We start from the raw sequence: 19196 nt of genomic DNA, 5'->3' as shown, positions 1-19196 counted from the left end.
TGGAGAACTGACGCCATGAACCGCCTCACCGACAAGGTCGCCGTCATCACCGGCGCCGCCGTGGGCCTCGGCCGCGCGACCGCCATCCGCATGGCCGAGGAAGGCGCCTCCGTCGCGCTTCTTGACGTCCTCGACGCCGACGGCCTGGAGCTGATCGAGAGCCTGCGCGAGCGGAGCCTGCCGGTCGCGTACTGGCACTGCGACGTGTCCAGTGAGCGTGAGGTGCAGGCGGTGATGGCGGAGATCGTCGAGCATTTCGGCCGCATCGACGTGCTGGTCAACAACGCCGGCGTGGCCGGGGTCAACAAGCCCACGCACGAGATCACCGAGGCCGAGTGGGACTGGGTCCAGGCCATCAACGTCAAGGGCGTCTTCTTCTGCACCAAACACGCCATTCCCCACCTGAAACAGGCCGGCGGCGGTTCCATCATCAACCTGTCGTCGATCTACGGTCTGGTCGGGGGGCCGGACATTCCGCCCTACCACGCCTCGAAGGGCGCGGTGCGGCTGATGACCAAGACCGACGCCCTGATCTACGCCCCCGACCGCATCCGGGTGAACTCCATCCATCCGGGCTTCATCTGGACGCCGATGGTCGAGGGGCATCTGTCGGGAGCGGGGGATCTGGAAGAGGGCCGCAAGGCAACCGCCGCCCTGCACCCGCTCGGTCACATGGGCGAGGCGGACGACATCGCCTGGGGCGCGGTCTACCTCGCCTCCGACGAGGCCAAATTCGTCACCGGAGCCGAATTGGTCATCGATGGCGGCTACACCGCCCGCTAGGCCGGCTCGCGGTGCTGACAGATTAACCGCGCCAAGTTGAAAGCCGCCCTACTTAGCCTCAAATCAGGCAACGGACCTCGCCCAAGCCGCGTCAGCTTCGGCCCGGAAACGGCGAGCCGCCTGGCGATCAGCGGACCGAACTTGATGGTCCAGCACCGGATCGTCTCATAGCTGACGTCGATCCCCCGTTGCGCCAGGAACTCCTCAACGTCGCGGAAAGTGAGGCTGAACCGGAAGTACAGCCACACGGCGCGGCGGATTACGTCCGCCGGAAACCGGTGGCGCTTAAACGAGATCGACTTCACGAAACACCATCCCCGTCAGCGGCTTACGCCGCTCTAAGTGGAGACAAGTCAGCGTTAGCCTGACAACACCCCTTTGATCTTACTCAGATATTTTATGGACGGCGGGCAACTGTCAGGCAGGCCCCATCGAACGCGCCCGGGAGCAGGTCTCCGGCCAGGTCAACGCAGACCTGTCCGGTCAGGTTGGCGCAGATCACGGACATCGTCGCCCCGCCCAGCTCCAGGATGACCTGTCGACAGGCTCCGCAGGGTGAAACCGGACCCTCCGTTGGACCCACCACAGCCAGGGCGCTGAACTCGCCTGGCCGGTAGCCGGCGGCAATGGCGCTGAACAGGGCGGTGCGTTCGGCGCAACTGCACAGGCCGTAGGACGCATTCTCGACGTTGCAGCCACGAAATACCCGGCCATCGCTGCAGAGGACGGCGGCGCCCACCTCGAACCGCGAATACGGTGCATAGGCGGCGGCGCGGGCGATGACGGCTTCCTCGATCAGTTGCGAGTGGTTCATCGGGTGCCCCTAGGCCTGCGGATGTTCGACGGACTGGGGCAGGTAGCCAGGAATCAGCGCCCTCGCGGCGGGCGCGTCTTCTCCGATCACGAAGGCGGCCCTCACTGCTTCACTGGCCTGCCGGGCGTCGTCGGGCCCTCGCGCATGCACGAAGGCCAGGACCTGGCCGACGACCACGGCGTCGCCGATCCGGGCGAACCCGCTCAAACCGACAGCGCTGTCGATACGGTCCGCGGGATCCCTGCGACCACCGCCGAGGCCGACCACGACAAGACCCAGTGCGCGGCAGTCACAGGCCTGCACGAATCCCGACCGTGGCGCGGGCACGGCCACGACCGTGTCTGCGCGGGCCAGGAGTCGCTCAGACTGTTCCAGCAGATCGATGGGCCCGCCCAGGGCCGCGACCATGCGGGCGAAGCGTTCGGCGGCGCGTCCCGACTCCAGCCCCTCCAGCAGTTTTGCGCGAGCCTCGGCGGCGTCCGTGGCCAGGCCGCCGAGCACCAGCATTTGCGCGCCCAGCGCCAGGGTGACTTCGTGCAGCCGTGGGGGACGCGATCCGCCCGCCAGATAGTCGACGGCGCAGCGTATCTCGATGGCATTGCCCGCGCAGGGCGCCAACGGCTCGTTCATGTCGGTCAGCAGGGCGGCCGTCTTCATGCCGGCGCCATTGCCGACGGCGACGATGCTCTGGGCCAGCGCCATCGATTGGTCCCGGTTCGGCATGAAGGCGCCGCAACCGGTCTTGATGTCCATGACCAGCCCGTCGAGTCCGGCCGCAAGTTTCTTCGACAGGATCGAGGCGGTGATCATGGCGATCGATTCGACCGTCGCCGTGACATCGCGAATGCCGTAGAGGCGCTTGTCCGCCGGCGCCAATTGCGCGGTCTGGCCGATGATGGCCACGCCGGCATCGCGTACGACGCTGCGAAACAGGGTCAGGTCGGGGGCGACCTGGTAGCCGGGGATCGACTCCAGCTTGTCCACGGTTCCGCCGGTGTGTCCAAGCCCCCGCCCGGAAATCATCGGCACAAAGCCGCCGCAGGCCGCCACCATCGGTCCCAGCAGCAGTGACACCAGATCGCCGACGCCCCCGGTGGAATGCTTGTCGAGCACCGGTCCGGGCAGATCCAGCGATGTCCAGTCCAGCACTTGTCCGGAATCGCGCATCGCCTCGGTGAGGGCCACGCGCTCGTCGAGGCCCATGTCGTTGAAATACACCGCCATCGCCAGCGCGGCGATCTGGCCGTCGCCAATGCTGCCATCGCTGATGCCGCGCACAAAGACGTCGATTTCCGCGCGGCTCAGCACCGCGCCGTCGCGCTTCCTGCGAATGATCTCCTGCGGTAGCAGCATCGGCCCCACTCAGACCCCGTAGGGAATCCAGATGTTCTTCACCTGGCTGGCGTGGGCCAGAAACGTAGGCCCGGCGGACTGCTGGTCGTCGAACCAGTCACGCCCCCTGCCGCCGCCGACCCAAGTGCGCTTCAGCGTGTCCGCCGACAGCCGTTCGACCTCGGCGCAGCCTGCGACGGAGCCGTCATGGCGCCACACCGCATCGATGTCGGCGTGTCCGGCCAGCACCCGCGCCAGTTCGTCGGCGTCTCCGGTTACGATGTTGAGCGCGCCGCCGGGCAGGTCGGAGGTGTCGAGCACCTGATAGAAGTCGGTGGCCGACAACGGATGCGCGGACGAGGGCACGGCGACCACCCGGTTGCCGAGCGCCAAGGCGGGCGCCGCCAATGAAATCAGGCCGAGCAGCGGTGATTCACCGGGGCAGATCATGCCGATCACGCCGATCGGCTCATTGAGGGCAGCGGTGATGCCGTGCATCGGCGGTTGATGCACCGCGCCGTCATATTTGTCGGCCCAGGCGGCGTAGGTAAACAGCCGCTCAATGCTGACATCGACCTCGCGGACAGCATCGGCATCTCCGGTCATCGCCCTGATCCGCGCCGCGAACTCGGCATGTCGGGCGGCCAGGTTTTCTGCGATATAGTACAGCACCTGAGCCCGGTTGTGGCCACTGGCGCTGGCCCAGCCGGACTGTTTGTGCGCCGCTTCGACGGCGTTGCGAATGTCCTTGCGGTTGCCGGCTGCCACTTCGCCCAGCAACGCGCCGCCGACGCCATGGACAGGCCGACTGTAGCCGCCGTCCGGACGCGCCTGCTTGCCGCCGATGTAGTGTTTGGCCGTGCGGTCAATGCCGGCGGCAGGGCCCCCATCCGGGGGGCCTGACCCGCCGACGACTACAGGGGGCGCGGTCGGGCGAGCATCCTCGGCGCGGGCCACGAGGTATTCGAGCAGGCCCTCGCGGCCGCCCTCGCGACCAAATCCGGATTCGCGATAGCCGCCGAAACCGCAGGACGCATCGAACTGGTTGGCGGTGTTGATCCAGACCACCCCGGCCTTGATCTGTGGCGCGATATCCAGCGCGAGGCTAATGGACTCGGTCCATACGCACGACGCCAAGCCATAGACGGTGTTGTTGGCCAGTTGCACCGCCTCCGCCGGCGTGCGGAAACTCATCGCCACCAAAACCGGCCCGAAGATCTCGGTCTGCGCCACAGTGGCCGAGGTCGATGCGCCCGTGATCAGTGTGGGCGGATAGAAGCAGCCGCGGTCAGGCATCGCGCCCGTCGGCTGCCAGACCGTGCAGCCTTCGTCTCGAGCGGTCTGCACCAGATCGGAGATCCGCTGCTTCTGAACCGGATCGACCAGGGCCCCGATGTCCGAGGACTTGTCCAAGGGCGAGCCCACGATCAGCTTGCCCATGCGGGTGCGCAATTTGGCGAGGAATCGTTGTTCCACCGACTCCTGCACCAGAAGTCGCGAACCCGCGCAACAGACCTGCCCCTGATTGAACCAGATGCTGTCCACCAACCCTTCGACGGCGGCGTCGAGGTCGGCATCCTCGAACACGATGAAGGGCGACTTGCCGCCAAGTTCCAGCGACAGTTTCTTGCCGCTTCCTGCCGTGGCCCGGCGGATCAACCGGCCGACCTCGGTCGAACCGGTGAAGGCCAGCTTGTCGATGCCGGGATGGGCGACAATGGCTTCGCCGACATCACCGTCGCCGGTAATGATGTTGACCACGCCGGCGGGCAGTCCCGCCTGCTGGCAGAGTTCGGCGAACAGCAGGGCGCTCAATGAGGTGAATTCAGCCGGCTTGAACACCACCGTATTGCCGCAGGCCAGCGCCGGCGCGATTTTCCACGACAGCATCAACAACGGGAAATTCCACGGCACAATCTGCCCGACCACGCCCACCGGGCGATAGTCGGCGAACTCCTGCGACAGCAGTTGCGCCCAACCTGCGTGGTAATAGAAATGCCGCGCGGCCAGGGGGATGTCGATGTCGCGGGTCTCGCGGACCGGCTTGCCGTTGTCCAGTGTCTCCAGCACCGCAAACAACCGGGCGTGCTTCTGGATGAGCCGTGCCAGCGCATACAGCAAGCGTGCGCGGCCGTGTCCGCCGATCGCGGCCCAGCCGGGCTGTGCGATCCGGGCCGCGGCCACCGCGCGATCAACATCGATCGCGCTCGCCTGTGTCAGTTCGGCGAAAGGCTCGTCGTCGGCCGGATTGCGCGAGGCGAACAGGGCCGTGGGCTCGCTCCATTGGTTGTCGATGAACAGGCCGAAGCGGCGCTGGTGGCGATCAAGCCAGGCCTCGGCTTCGCTGGTGCTTTCCGGCGACGGTCCATATTCCATGGTGGCGAGAATCTCGTTGATGGGGCGCATGGCAATAGTCCTCACGGCATGGCGTGACGGTGGGCCGCCGAATACTGCCCGGTGACGAAATGCTCGAGCTGGCGTTCGATGTCAGTCAACAGGCTGGAGGCTCCAATCCTGAACAGATGCGGCTGCATCCATTCGACGCCCAGTTCTTCCTTCATCAAGGTCAGGTACTGAATCGCTGCCTTGGCCGAACTGACCCCGCCGGCCGGTTTGAAACCGACGTGATACCCCGTTCTCCCGGCGTATTCACGAATTGCCCGCGTCATTGTCAGCGCCACCGGAAGGGTCGCATTGACAGCTTCCTTGCCGGTCGAGGTCTTGATGAAATCCGCACCGGCCATCATGCAGGTCCAGGAGGCCCGAGCGACATTTTCCAAGGTCTGCAGGTCGCCGGTCGCCAGGATAGCCTTCACATGCGCCGCGCCGCTCGCCTGCCGATAGGCCTGCATTTCATCGTACAGGGCCTGCCAGTTTCCGGTGAGGACGTGCTGGCGCGTGATCACGATATCAATCTCGTGGGCGCCGGCGGCGACGGAGAGTTGCACCTCGCGGAGCTTGGTTTCCAGACTCGCGAGACCAGCGGGAAATCCGGTGGACACTGCGGCGACCGGAATCCCGCTGTCGCCCAGGGAGCGCAAGGCTGGCGCAATCATTTCATGGTAGACACATACTGCACCGACCTGCACCGGGCCGATGTCCAGAGCGGTCGCAATATCCGCACGCAGGGGCCGCTGCGCCTTTCCGCACAGCCGCTCGACCCGGCCCGGCGTATCGTCGCCTCCGAGCGTGGTCAGGTCGATGCAGCGGATCGCCTGAACCAGCCACGCCGCCTGATACTCATTCTTCACTGACCGCCGCGCCACAAGACTGGCCGCGCGGCGGTCAGCGGCATTGCGGTTGACGCGCAGACTGCTGAGCCAGTCCAGGTCAAGGGCGCAGCCTTCGTTGCGACGTACTGATGGTGGCGAAGAACTGGTCATAGTGGGCCGTGCTCCGTGATCGAGAGCAGCGATCCGGGAGTCGCCGACCAATCGTTGGCCCTGCTCATTGAGTCCCGGACTTCGGATGGAAAGCCGGCCCTGCAAGCCAACGCATGCAAACTCAGATCGAAGTCAGCAGATCGAGGCGGACGTTGTTCCAACAGATTGATCCTTCGACCCGATGACTATTGGCAAAGCGCGTCGAGGGTCAATTGGGTCATGGCATCGACGCCGGTTTGCCTCTGGTTAACGTCCATGCGTGCGTCGTGCCGCAGGTGGTCCGATACTGTCAGCACAGCCAGCGCTTCTGCGCCAAACTCGGCGGCGAGGCCGTACAGGCCTGCGGCTTCCATCTCGACGGCGAGAATTCCCATCGCCGCAAGGGTGTCGGCGAAGTTCGGGTTGGGCGAGTAGAACAGGTCGGCGGAAAACACATTGCCGACCCGAACGGGCACGCCGACGCGCCGGGCCTGATCGGCCACCGAGCTCAGCAGGGAATAGCTGGCGCCTGCGGCAAAATCCATTCCGGCAAAGCGTTGCCGGTTGACGGCGGAGTCGGTGCTGGCCGACAGCGCCAGCACCAGATCGCCGAGTGCCAGGTCGTCCTGCACAGCCCCGCATGTGCCGACGCGCACAATGCGCTTCACGCCATAATGACGGATCAACTCGGTCGCATAAATCGAGCTGGAGGGAATGCCCATCCCGGTGCCCATGACCGAGATTCGCTGACCACGATAGAAGCCGGTGTAACCGAACATGTTGCGTGTCGAGGTCACCTGAACCGCATCGCTGAAGAATTTCCGGGCGATGTGCTGTGAGCGCAATGGATCGCCGGGAAGCAGCACGGTGGTCGCAAAGGCGCCCTCAGCGGCGTCGATGTGGGGTGTGCTCATCGGGGCTCCAGAAAGGACCGGCCATACGGCAAGGGTGCAATGCCGAAGTGCGCGGCAAGACTCTGGCCGATGTCGGCGAAGCTGTCACGAATTCCGATGCTGCCGGGCGTGATGCCGCCGCCTATAGCAAGGATGGGGACATGTTCGCGCGTATGGTCGCTTCCAGGCCAGGTCGGGTCGTTCCCATGGTCAGCGCTCAGGATCAGCAGATCATCCGGTGTCAGGGCCGCCAGGAGCTCGGGCAGGCGCCGGTCGAAATACTCCAACGCAGCCGCATAACCGGCGACGTCGCGGCGATGCCCGTATTCCGAGTCGAAATCGACAAAATTGGTGAACACCATGCCGTTGTCAGCGCACCCGGTCAGGGTGTTCAGGGTCGCGTCGAACAGACCATCGATGCCATGCGCCCTGACCTCGTGCGAGATACCGTTGTGGGCAAAGATGTCCGGAATTTTTCCGATGCCGTGCACGGTGCCGCCGGCCTGACAGAGTCGATCCAGAAAGGTCGGCGCCGGCGGCGGCATCGAATAGTCATGACGATTGTGACTGCGTCGAAAACTGCCCGCATCATCGCCGACGAATGGCCGGGCGATTACCCGACCGATGCGGTAATCATCCACCAGCACCCGCGCAATCTCGCAGAGCCCGTACAGCCGCTCCAGACCGAACGAGGTCTCATGCGCGGCGATTTGCAGCACAGAATCGGCGGACGTGTAGACGATCGGCTTGCCACTGCGGATATGCTCTTCGCCGAGTTCGGCAAGGATCGTGGTTCCTGAAGCATGGCGGTTGCCGAGCCAACCGGGAACGCCGGCGCGAGCCGCCAGGGTTTTGAGCAGCAGGGCGGGGATGCTGTCTTCGCGGTCGCGGAAATAGCCCCATTCGTCCAGCATCGGCACACCCATCATCTCCCAATGGCCCGAGGTGGTGTCCTTGCCCGTTGACAGTTCACGGCCAACGCCCCAGGCGCCGATCGCACTGATCTCCGGCGCGAATCCCGCCGGTAGTTCGCCGCTGGCCAGTCGCGCGGCCAAGCCCAGGCCGAGTCGCTGCAGGTTAGGTACCTGCAGCGGCCCGCAGCGATCAACGTCAGCAGCCCCTTGCACACATCGCAGCGCGATATGACCGAGGGTGTCGGCGCCCGCGTCACCAAACAGTGCAGAGTCCGGCAGGGCGCCAACGCCCAGCGAATCGAGGATCAATAATACGGCACGAGGCATGGTGGTCCCGGTTGTAGCGACGGCTCTGGTCAGTGAACAGAAGCGCCATTTCCGGCGTGAAGGCCAGCGTCGGCTCAGTCAGCCCAAACTGATTGCCGCTGACGGTGCTGACAAGTTAACGCCTCGAGTCGCCTTGTGAGCGAATTTTGCGCGGTTTCGGCGGACGAACGGAGTCACGAACTCACTGTTTTTACTCGATTTTCTCAGCGCGAGAATTGGCGGTTCGAACCAAGAAACAGCGGCTTCGACTTAGCCTGTCAGTACCATCTGGACAGCAGGTTAAGTGGAGTTTCTGCCTGAAGGCGGCGAGAGTGCCGCGGCTCAGGAGAGACCATGACGAAGCGGACGAGACGGAACCACACGCCGGCCTTCAAGGCGAAGGCGGCTTTGGCGGCGCTGAAAGGTGAGATGATGCAAGGTCCCGAGCAGGCACGGTTCATCCTCGCGGGCAAAGCGTCCGGATCGATCCTCGCGACGGACGAGCCCCTGAGCTTCTGGGGGGGTGTCGATCCAGCGACCGGGCTGATCATCGACGTTCATCACCCGCTGCATGGCCAATCCGTGACTGGCAAGGTGCTGGTCATGCCCTCAAGCCGTGGGTCCTGCACCGGAAGCGGTGTGCTGCTGGACCTGGTGTTGAGCGGAAGGGGGCCTTCGGCGCTGATCTTCTGCGACGCAGAGGATGTGCTGACCCTGGGGGCCCTGGTCGCTGCCGAAATGTTCGAAAGCGTCCTCCCGGTGCTGCGAGTTTCGCCCGCGATCTTTGACGCGCTGACACGGGTCGCCGAGGCGCGCATCTTCGACAGTACGCTTGAAGCGGGTGATCTGCGGATAGCCATCGGGTCACCGCTGACGTCCGCTCTGGACCTGTCATCGGCGGATCGTGCGATGCTGGGGGGTGAAGAAGGCGCGGCTGTCCGACAGTCGATGCAGATCATCTGCGCGATGGCCGCCAGTCAGGGGGCAGATCGTCTGATCGATGTGTCGCAGGGCCATATCGACGGCTGTATTTACGCCAGCCCGGCCAACCTGACCTTTGCAAGGAAGATGGCCGAACTGGGAGGCCAGGTCCGCATACCCACGACGATGAATGCCATTTCCGTGGATCGGCAAAACTGGCGCGCACAGGGCGTGGCGCCCGAATTCGGCCTGCCCGCGCAACAGTTGGCGGATGCCTATGTGCAGATGGGCTGCCGCGCCAGCTTTACCTGCGCGCCGTATCTCCTGGACACCGCGCCCGTGGCGGCTGAGGTGATCGCATGGTCCGAATCGAATGCGGTGATTTATGCCAACTCAGTGCTGGGCGCCCGCACGGCGAAACACCCCGACTTTCTCGATCTATGTATCGCGCTGACCGGACGAGCGCCGCTTTCAGGGGTCTATCTCGACGCCGCCCGCAAGGCGCAACGTATCATTGACGTCCACCTGCCCGAAGGGATCGACGACGGTTTCTGGCCACTGGTCGGCTATCTGGCCGGGCAGCGGGCTCCCGACCGGATTCCGCTGCTACGCGGCCTCGCCCCCGGCAAGGCGTCGCGCGATGATCTGAAAGCCCTTTGCGCGGCGTTTGGCACGACGTCGGCGTCTCCCATGCTGCATATCGAGGGCGTGACACCCGAAGCGGACGTGGCGGCGACACCGGACGCCGACCGTCTTGCCATCACCCGCGATGATCTGCGCGCCGCGTGGGCGCATCTGAATGGCGGACCTGCGGCGGTGGAGTTGGTGGCGATCGGAAGCCCGCACGCCTCGGTTCAGGAATGCCGGGCTCTGGCCGACGGGCTTGCGGGCCGACGTCGCCATCCTGGGACCCAGGTGATCGTGACGGCCGGGCGCGAGGTGATCCGCGAGGCCGGGGCTGATGGGCTACTGGCCCGGCTCAGGGCCAGCGGGGTGCAGGTCATCCCAGACATCTGCTGGTGTTCGATCCGGGAGCCGGTATTTCCGCCGAAGACGCAGGCGGTGCTGACCAATTCAGGTAAATACGCCCATTATGGACCCGGGCTCAGCGGTCGGGCGGTGCGGCTCGGCAGCCTGTCGGATTGCATCACGGCAGCCCTGACCGGACGCGCGGCGCCACGCCAGCCAGACTGGCTGGCCTGAGGAGCTGACAGGTTAACCGCGGCAAGTTGAAGGCCGCCCTACCCTGCCTGAAATCAGGCAACCGCAGCCGCCCAAACAGACGCCGCGTCGGCACGAAAGCGGCGAAGGGTGGGCCTGCTGATCAGATGCCGTTGGATGTTGAAGGTGTAGTAGATCGCAGCGTGGGTGGTGAGAAATCTCTGGGCTGAGGCTTGGGATTTGAACCGCTGCTGTTGGCGTTCTCGTCGTCGGATCGGCAGGTGGGAGTTTTCAACCCGGTTGTTCTCCCGAAGCCGGCCGGGTCAATGAAGGTGACGCAGATCCAACTGGTCGAGCGCCGCACCATAGGACAGCAGGCCGCCTGTGGAGATTGTCTCCGGCTCGACCGGCTGGTTGATTAGCAGGCGTCGGAGAAGCCTCAACGCCGCCTCTGTGTCCCGCCGGCGCTGGACCACGAGGTCCAGAACCTCGCCTTCGTCGTCGACGGCGCGCCACAGGTACATCCGCTTGCCGCCGATCCAGCAGACCATCTCATCCAGGTGCCAGCGCGGGGTCGGCGCCGGCCGGGCGGCGCTTCAAACGCCTCGCAATGAGCGGACCAAACTTGATGGTCCAGCACCGGATCGTCTCGTAGCTGACCTCGATCCCCCGCTGCGCCAGCAGCTCCTCGACGTCCCGAAAACTGAGGCTGAACCGGAAGTACAGCCACACGGCGTGGCGGATCACGTCCGCCGGAAACCGGTGGCGCTTGAACGAAATCGGCTTCACGAAACATCATCCCCGTCAGCGGTTTAGGCCGCCCTAAGTGGAGACAAGTTGGCGTTTGCCTGACAGCACCCCGACACGGGCGCCGGCGCGGCCCAGGGCCAGTCGCAGCGTCCGCGGCGAGACATCCGTCAACGGCAGCGGCCAAGCCGCCAAGACCCGAACCCTGAGGCCGGCGCCTCGTCATTGCAGCGATGATGGCGATGGAGATCAGCCTCGCCGTAATGGCCCCGGTCGACGACCTTTGCTCGCGTATCAGCCGGGCAGCACCATGAGCCGGTCGGCGTCGACCGCCACACCGACCACCGCCCCCGCTGCAGGGGCCTGGCCCGTGAAGTGGAGCGAGAGCGCCTCGGAGCCGGCTTTTACCCTGACCAGGCGGTATCCTCCCGCAAAGCTGACCGATACGACGCGCGCCTCCAGGCCATTCCCGGCTCCGGTCAGTTTGAGATCCGTCGGGCGGATTCCCATCCGTGCCGGACCGTCCGGCGCGGCGACAGCTTTTTGGCCGAGGATGGACGTTGCGAGGTTCTCCCGGACCTGCGCCTCGACGAGATTGAGCGGTCCGAGCAACCGGGCGGCGGCGACCGAGGTTGGCCGGATGTAAAGATCGTATGGCGTCCCAGCCTGGATGATGCGACCCGCGTCCATCAGAACCAGATCATCCGCCATCATCATGGCGTCCTCAGCGTCATGCGTAACGACAATGGCGGAGGTCGCGCTGTCGCGCAGGGTCCGCACCAGATCCTCCCGGACCTCGGCTCGCAAGGACCCGTCGAGGCTGGAAAACGGCTCGTCCAGCAGGATCACGGCGGGATCGCGCGCCAGCGCCCGGGCAAGAGCGACGCGCTGCTGCTCGCCCCCGGACAGGGTGTGAGGGAAGGCCTGACTGAGGTCGGCAATCCGCAGCCGCTCCAGCAGTCCTCCAACAACCGCTTCGCGGTCAGCCCGGCCCTTCAGCCCGAAGCCGACGTTCTGGGCCACCGTCAGGTGCGGAAACAGGGCGAAGTCCTGAAAGACCATCCCGACACGGCGGTGCTCAGGCGGCACAGAACGACCGGGCGTCGAGACGACCTGACCAGCGATGGCGATGGCGCCGGCATCAATCGACTCCAGGCCTGCGATCACCCGCAAGAGGGTGCTCTTGCCCGAGCCGGAGGCCCCCAGAAGCCCGACGATGCGACCGCGCATCAGGGTCAAATCGGCACGATCGATCGCGGCCGTTCGCCCGTAGACGCGGCTGACGCCCACGACCGAAACGATGGCGTCAGCCTGGGCCATGCGGGTCTCCGGGTCGAGAGGCTGTAATCTTGCGCGTCAGCCAGATTACGGCCGGAAGGGTCAGGGCAATGATCATCAGACTGGGCCAGCCGGCGTGGGGCAGCCGTTCGTCGCGGGCATAGTTGTCGGCGATGACCGCGAGGGTGTCGACGTTGAAGGGCCGCAGAATCAGAGTTGCGGGCAGTTCCTTCACGACGTCGATGAAGACGACCAGGATGGCGGTGAGGATTGCACCGGATGCGATCGGGAGGCGGACCGACAGAGCCGTCCCGGCCTCGCCGCGGCCCAGGGTCCGTGCGGCCGCGACCATGGATGGGCTGACGCGAGTCAGGCCGGCCTCGACCGGCTCCAGCGCCGCGGCCATCAACCGGGCGGCATAGGCATAGATCAGCAGCAACAGGCCGGCGCCGAGGCCCGAGACCGCTCCGGGGACGGTCTGCCAGAGGATCGAGGCCGGCGCCAGAAGGCCGATGGCCATGACGGCTCCCGGAGTGGCGTAGCCCAGACTGCTGATGCGGGCCGTGATGGGCATGCGCTCCGCTGACAGAGCCAGGCAAGTCGCCAGCAGGACTGTAGCCAGGGCTCCACCCAGTCCGAGGCCCAGGCTGTGGGCGGCGGCACGCGTCAGGCGACTCCAGTCCGGATGGATGTCGAGGGCGTTGATGAACAGCCAGCCGACCGGGAGGAAAAGGCCGAGGGTCAACAGGGTGAAGCAGAAGGCGAAAGCGAGGATGCCCCGTCCGGCCTTCAACGGTGTGGGCTGGATCGGACGCCAGCGGGCTCGCGCCGTCTCGTCGGTACGGCCCCGGCGGCTGACCCGCTCGATCCACAACAGGACAGCCGCAGCGGCCAGCAGCGGGAGAGCCAGACGGGCGGCTGCTTCGAGGGATCCGTAGACGAACCAGGACCGCACGACGCCGGTGGTCAGGGTCTGAACGCTGAGAAACTGGACCGCGCCGAAATCGGCCAGGGTCTCCATCACGGCCAGGGCGACGCCGGCGGCGAGCGCGGGCCGCAGCAGCGGCAGGCCGACCCGGAAGAGCGCCTGAGTCGGGGAACAGCCCAGGCTGCGGGCGGCCTCGATCGCCTGGCTCGACTGGTTCACCAGGGCCGCGCGGACGGTCAGATAGACATAGGGGTAAAAGGCCAGGGACAGGACGAAGGCGGCGCCGGGCAGGCTGCGCATTCGGGGCCCCCAGTCGATGCCCAGGACGGCGCGCATCCAGGTACGGAGGTCTCCCGCGACGTCGAACAGGTCGGCATAGGCATAGGCCACGGAGAAGGCGGGCGCGGCCAGCGGCAAGGCCAGCGCCCAAGCGAAAACGGATCGACCCGGAAACCTGTGCATGACGACCAGCCAGGCCGAGACCGACCCCAGAAGGGCGGTGGTGAGCGCGACCATGACGGCCAAGGCGACCGAGGTCACGGCATAGCGGATCAAGTCGGAAGCCGCGATGTCGGCGCGGCCTTCGCCGAACGCCGCGGCGACGACCCCGATCAGCGGGGCGATGGCGACGGCGGCGGCCAGCCAGGCCAGCAGTCGCAACACCGAGGGCCCACCGACGCGAAACGCGCGGTGGGCCGGAGTCGTCGAGAGGGTATCGGGGACTATCGCCAGCCCGCGGCGCTCATGAGGTTTTGGGCCTCGGTCTGACGAGGGCCATAGGTCGCCACCGACATCGGATGGGGCGTGAAGTCGGCATAGGCGTCCGTCGGGGCGGGAGCCGGGACGTCAGGGCTGGCCGGGTATTCATTATTGCCTGCCGAGACCATCGTCTGGGCCTCCGGCGAGGCCAGGAATTCCAGCAGGCGGACAGCGTTCTCCCGGTTCGGAGCATTGGCCGCGACGCCCCCGCCGGAGATGTTCACATGCGCGCCCTGGCCGTCCAGTGACGGGAAGGCCAGCTTGACCTTCTGGGTCACCGCGCGGTCGGCCGCGTCTTCGCCATTGGCCATGCGGATGTAGTAGTAGCTGTTGGTCAGGGCGATCTCGCAGACCCCTGCATTGACGGCGCGGATCTGGTCGCGGTCGCCGCCTTCGGGCGGGCGGGCCATGTTGGCGACGACGCCGCGCGTCCATTCGGCGGTCTTCTCCGGGCCCCAGGCCTCGATCAGCGCCCCGACCAGCGACAGATTGTAGACGCTGTCGGCCGAGCGGACACAGAGCCTGCCGCGGAAGCGCGGCGAGGCGATCTCCTCGTAGGTGTCGATCTCGGCGGGCTGAACCCTGGTCGTGTCGTAAGCGATGATGCGGGCGCGACGGTTCAGGCCGAACCACCGGCCCTCGGGGTCGCGCAGATTGGCCGGGATGGCGGCATTCAGCGCCTGCGACGTCGTGGACTGTAGCAGGCCGGCGTTCTGCGCGCGCCACAGTGCACCGGCGTCGGCGGTGACGAACAGATCGGCAGGGCTGGCGTCGCCCTCGCTGGTCATGCGGGCGATCAACTGATCGGCGTTGCCCTCGATGACGTTGACCCGGATACCGGTCTGCTCGGTGAACCGCTCGTAGAGCGCCGTGTCGGTATCATAGTGGCGCGCGGTATAGAGATTGACCACGCTCGCGGCGGCCCCCGCGGCGGGAGCTGAGCCACCCTGGCCACAGGCGGCGAGCAGTGTTGCAAAGGCAAGGGCTGTAATGAGGTTGGTTCGCATGTGCATAAATGACCTCATCCGTTCGATCGGTTGACAGGTCAAGTGGGAACGCGATGAGACATCTCGTTCCGGGGCTGACAGATTAGCTCCGCCAAGTCGAAAGCCACCCTACCCTGCCCGAGATCAGGCAACGGCCGCCGCCCGCGACGGATCACGTCCGCCGGAAACCGGTGGCGCTTAAGCGAAACCGACTTCGCAATAATCCATCCCCGCCAGCAACTTACGCCGATTTTCCGGAGACCTTTTGGGGTTTGCCTGACCGCACCGGGATGGCCGCAACAGTGCAAGGCAAGGACGCGGCCGCCTCCGTTCGGGCGTCAGCACTCTCCGGCAGACTCGGTCATATCAAGTCGTTTGCCGAGCGCATGGAATCTGGGCGCTACGATCGCCGCTTCAGTTCTGTTTCGAGCACCGATCCGCCTCAAAACCGTATGGACATGAGTTTTCACGGTCCCGACGGAAATTCCGAGTTCCAGCGCGATCTCATTGTTCGAAAGGCCGCGCGCGACGCAAGCCAGCACGGCGCTCTGACGTTCCGTCAGAACATTCATCTTTTTTGTTCCGTGCCAATCTGGCGGGACGTCCTCTTGCCGAAACCCGCTGGGAAAACACGACTGGCCTGAAATGACGGATCGCACCTGCTGTTTGAACTGTTCTTCCTCAACTGTCCTGGCGACGTAGCCTCGACATTTGATCGTCGCTGCGATGCTGGCAAACGCCGGATTTGGGCGATCATCGACTGCGATGACGGGGCTGGGATCCAGGCGTGCGACAAGCGCCTCAAGGGCATTGAAATCATAGTTGATGGTGGCGAGGTCGACCAGCACGACCACATAGGGTCCCTCGGACGCCCTGATCTTTCCGCCGGCTATTGACCTTTCGAGCCGTACTTCGTCCACGCCGCAGGCGCTTCTGAGACAATGGGCGATCGCACCAGCGCAGATCGGCTTTTCCTCAATAACCAGGGACACAGACGGGCGACCAAACGTTTCGGGCGCGATGACAGATATACGCAAGCTTGATTCCAATCACAGAAGCCAGCGAAAGCCCGGTCCAGACATGGACCGGGCTCTACGGTAAGTTAACACTGGCTCCAAAACCCAATCATAGGATTGATACAAGTCAAAGAACTGAGCACTTACATTCTGAAATGGGGGCTGTATAAATAGTTGTATACCTAAAGTAGGATGGCATCGGCCACGCCGCTGTATTAAGTATCTCTTACGTATTGTCCGTCTACTCAGTAATAATCAATCGCCCCAATGGGGTGAGGCAGCTATCTCCGGGGGGAGGCAGCATGAGTAGTCGTTGTCATGGCGAAGACCGCGTGACAGTTCAGGGCCCACCCGAACAGGGGGCCGGCTGGCGGCAGCCGGGTGCCCGTTGGCGATTGTTCAGGCATGAAGCGGCCAGTGTCGGTAGCCTGCCCGCCTGGGCCTATGTGGCGCTGTTCACACTGGCGCAATGGATCGACCAGCAAAGCTCGATTACCTATGGTCCGGGCGCGTATTGGTTGTCTGGCGGCGTCCTGGCAGCAGCAGTCCTGCAACTGCACAGACGGCCCGCAACGGTCGTACTGATTGCCGGCTTTATCATCGGCCTGATCGGCAGCATCATAACGCGCCACTCGGGTATTTTTTCGTTGCTGACTGCCGCTCTCGACCTGGGCAGCGCGATGCTGGCCGTCGTCCTGGCCCGTCGGGCGTGCGGTGCTGCGTTGGACCTTCGCCGCCCTCGCCGCTTGATGAGATTTTTCCTGTGGGCTGCAATCCCCGCATCGACCGTCAGCGCGGCCCTTCATTTTGGCATCCTGGACGCGGTGAGGGGTCTGGGAACCGCCGCGGCATTCTTTGACCTGTCATACCAATTTATCGCCCACATGCTGAGCCTGCTGCTGGTCACGCCGGTTCTCTTGATGCTGGCGCAGCGCCACCAGTCAGAGCCGAAGGCTGCTGTTCGCAGATGGGTGACAATCGGCCAGTTGGTCCTGATCGTCGCCGCGACGGCCCTGGTGTTCCTGCAGACGACGACACCACTGTTGTTCCTGGTGCTGCCGCCCCTGTTGTTTCTGTCACTTCGCCAGCCGCCAAGGGTCGTCGGCCTGGGCCTGATCCTCATGGTCGCGATCAGCGGGGTGGCAACCGGGGCCGGGTTCGGGCCGGTGCACATACTCCCGACCATGAACAGTATCGGGCTGGAGCATCTCTCGCCGATATTGCGGCAGCTCAGCCTCTACAACCTGTTCCTGCTGTCAGTCGTCATTTCAGTTCTTCCGGTCAGTTCCGTGATGAGTGAACGGCGCAGGATTGAGAAAAAGCTGGAAGAGCGCACGCTGGAGGCCGGAAGGTCTGCTGCGCAGGCCAGGGATGCCCTCAAATCCCTGCAAGCCGAGCGAACCGAAAACGCCGACAGAGAAACTTTCTATCAGAATATTGTCGAACTCATGCCGGCCTTCCTGATCGTCAAGCGCGCCCGTGACGGCGCTTTAGTCCTCGTTAACTCTGCGGCCACGGATGCTCTTGGCCTTGATCCTGTAACCTGCATCGGAAAAACTGTTTCTGACATTTTTCCGGGAGAAGAAGGCGCCGCATCCGAAGCCGAAGACAGACTCGTGATAGAAACACGATCAATGGTGACTGACGTTGACGCGACGATCACAACACGCAGCGGCGAACAGAAACACTATTCGACGAAAAAAATCGCTGTCTTTGATGAGCACGGCCCCACCTACATCGTGACAGCAGGTCAGGACGTAACCGAGCAGGTGGAAGCGCGGGCCGCCCTGGAAGTGGCCGTTGAGGCCGCCCAGAAAGCAAGCTCAGCCAAGTCCCAGTTTCTTTCCAACATGAGCCACGAATTACGCACACCGCTGAATGGCGTCATCGCCATGGCGGACATGCTGCTGGCCGTGCAGCAAGATGACCGATCCCGTCAGATGGCCGACACCATCGTCCAGTCCGGACGGATGCTGGAGCGAGTCATCAATGACATTCTGGATGTGGCGAAGATTGAAGCCGGACAGATGAAACTCGAGTCGCAGCCATTTGACCTCGAGACGGCTCTGGTTGGCATTTCCAACCTGCACGCGGCGGCAGCCACCGCCAAAGGCGTTGAGCTTGAATGCTTCATTGATCCCGCAGTCTCTGGCGTCTACCTCGGCGACAAGACCCGGGTCAGCCAGATTGTTTCGAACCTGCTGAGCAATGCGGTCAAATTTACGGTTCAGGGTGCGGTCAAGGTTTCGGTACGCCAGGGACGGGGCGGGTTGCGGATTCTCGTGAGTGATACGGGTCCGGGTTTTGATCAGGCCACCGGACGCAGGCTGTTTGACCGCTTCGAACAGGCCGATGTTTCAACCAGTCGTCGCCATGGCGGGACGGGTCTGGGCCTGTCGATCTGCAAGTCATTTGCGGAGATGATGGGGGGCCGGATCTGGGTCCGGTCGGCGCCGGGAAAGGGGACCTTGTTTGGAGTCGTCCTGCCTCTGGTTCGAGCGCAAGACCTCGAGGTTGAGCCCGATCCGGGCAAATCGAGTGCCGCCACCGATCAGGCCGAGGCATCGAATATCAGAGTTCTGTACGCTGACGATCATGAGGTGAATCGAACGGTCGTCACCATGATCCTTGAGCCGCTCGGTGTTGATCTGACCGTTGTGGAAAACGGACAGGAGGCTGTCGATGCCGCTGCGGACACCGCATTTGATCTCATCCTCATGGACGTCCAGATGCCGGTGATGGACGGACTGACCGCAACCCGGCAAATCCGGAAGATGGAGGGCGACCGCGGGCTCGCCCGGACGCCAATCATTTCGCTTACAGCGAACGCAATGCCGGACGATGTCAAACGCAGTCTGGATGCCGGCTCGGACCGACATCTGCCAAAGCCGATTCGGCCCGTCGACCTGGTCAACGCAATCAGTAACCTGTTGGCGGAGGCCGACGAAAATTCCGGGACTGCGGCGGCCGCCTGAAACACGGGGCCGAGTGCGCTG

13 protein-coding genes and 2 pseudogenes are annotated in these 19196 nt (G+C 64.4%); 3 read left to right on the top strand and 12 right to left on the bottom strand.

From position 1 onward, the window contains the following. Positions 1-15 precede the first annotated feature (15 nt). On the top strand, positions 16-783 hold the full coding sequence (locus ACTIEW_RS09815; protein WP_439477729.1) for an SDR family NAD(P)-dependent oxidoreductase: 768 nt from the start codon (positions 16-18) through the stop codon (positions 781-783). A 95-nt stretch (positions 784-878) separates the two neighbouring features. Here ACTIEW_RS09815 and ACTIEW_RS09810 read toward each other — a convergent pair. The 7 genes and pseudogenes from ACTIEW_RS09810 to ACTIEW_RS09780 form a co-directional block, all read right to left on the bottom strand. Further along, positions 879-1088, bottom strand: a pseudogene (locus tag ACTIEW_RS09810) (IS6 family transposase); the annotation flags it as partial. Between the two features lie 92 nt (positions 1089-1180). Continuing rightward, positions 1181-1597: a cytidine deaminase gene (locus tag ACTIEW_RS09805; protein WP_439477728.1), complete on the bottom strand. Its 417-nt coding sequence runs from the start codon at positions 1595-1597 to the stop codon at positions 1181-1183. Between the two features lie 9 nt (positions 1598-1606). Further along, positions 1607-2950, bottom strand: a complete 1344-nt coding sequence (gene deoA / locus ACTIEW_RS09800; RefSeq protein ID WP_439477727.1) for a thymidine phosphorylase — start codon at positions 2948-2950, stop codon at positions 1607-1609. Between the two features lie 9 nt (positions 2951-2959). Then, on the bottom strand, positions 2960-5335 hold the full coding sequence (locus ACTIEW_RS09795; RefSeq protein WP_439477726.1) for an aldehyde dehydrogenase family protein: 2376 nt from the start codon (positions 5333-5335) through the stop codon (positions 2960-2962). Between the two features lie 11 nt (positions 5336-5346). Next, complete coding sequence (gene deoC, locus ACTIEW_RS09790) at positions 5347-6312, bottom strand: deoxyribose-phosphate aldolase (protein ID WP_439477725.1); 966 nt, start codon at positions 6310-6312, stop codon at positions 5347-5349. Between the two features lie 185 nt (positions 6313-6497). Next, positions 6498-7205, bottom strand: coding sequence for a purine-nucleoside phosphorylase (deoD, locus tag ACTIEW_RS09785; protein WP_439477724.1), 708 nt, complete (start codon positions 7203-7205; stop codon positions 6498-6500). Next, the gene (locus ACTIEW_RS09780) at positions 7202-8425 is read right to left on the bottom strand and encodes a phosphopentomutase (protein WP_439477723.1); all 1224 of its coding nucleotides are present in this window, start codon (positions 8423-8425) and stop codon (positions 7202-7204) included. The genes deoD and ACTIEW_RS09780 overlap by 4 nt, the downstream gene beginning before the upstream one ends. A gap of 408 nt (positions 8426-8833) precedes the next feature. Between ACTIEW_RS09780 and lhpI the strand changes: the two genes are divergently transcribed. Then, the gene (gene lhpI / locus ACTIEW_RS09775) at positions 8834-10528 is read left to right on the top strand and encodes a cis-3-hydroxy-L-proline dehydratase (RefSeq protein ID WP_439477776.1); all 1695 of its coding nucleotides are present in this window, start codon (positions 8834-8836) and stop codon (positions 10526-10528) included. A gap of 53 nt (positions 10529-10581) precedes the next feature. Here lhpI and ACTIEW_RS09770 read toward each other — a convergent pair. The 5 genes and pseudogenes from ACTIEW_RS09770 to ACTIEW_RS09750 form a co-directional block, all read right to left on the bottom strand. Beyond that, a pseudogene (locus tag ACTIEW_RS09770) lies at positions 10582-11275 on the bottom strand (IS6 family transposase). 252 nt (positions 11276-11527) lie between these two features. Next, on the bottom strand, positions 11528-12553 hold the full coding sequence (locus tag ACTIEW_RS09765; RefSeq protein ID WP_439477722.1) for an ABC transporter ATP-binding protein: 1026 nt from the start codon (positions 12551-12553) through the stop codon (positions 11528-11530). Then, positions 12540-14099 (bottom strand): ABC transporter permease, encoded by a 1560-nt coding sequence (locus ACTIEW_RS09760; RefSeq protein ID WP_439477721.1) that lies wholly within the window; start codon positions 14097-14099, stop codon positions 12540-12542. Before ACTIEW_RS09760 ends, ACTIEW_RS09765 begins: the two co-directional genes overlap by 14 nt. Positions 14100-14161: 62 nt before the next feature. Then, a complete protein-coding gene (locus ACTIEW_RS09755) occupies positions 14162-15211 on the bottom strand; it encodes an extracellular solute-binding protein (RefSeq protein WP_439477720.1) in 1050 nt (349 codons plus the stop codon). Between the two features lie 311 nt (positions 15212-15522). Beyond that, entirely contained in the window at positions 15523-16221 is a 699-nt protein-coding gene (locus ACTIEW_RS09750) for a LuxR C-terminal-related transcriptional regulator (RefSeq protein ID WP_439477719.1), read from the bottom strand. A 311-nt stretch (positions 16222-16532) separates the two neighbouring features. Here ACTIEW_RS09750 and ACTIEW_RS09745 point away from each other — a divergent pair, with 311 nt between their 5' ends. After that, entirely contained in the window at positions 16533-19175 is a 2643-nt protein-coding gene (locus ACTIEW_RS09745) for an ATP-binding protein (protein ID WP_439477718.1), read from the top strand. The last annotated feature ends 21 nt before the right edge of the window (positions 19176-19196 follow it).

The sequence above is a fragment of the Brevundimonas sp. genome (assembly GCF_051860745.1).
GTDB lineage: Bacteria > Pseudomonadota > Alphaproteobacteria > Caulobacterales > Caulobacteraceae > Brevundimonas.
This window is presented reverse-complemented; position numbering and strand designations above follow the sequence as displayed.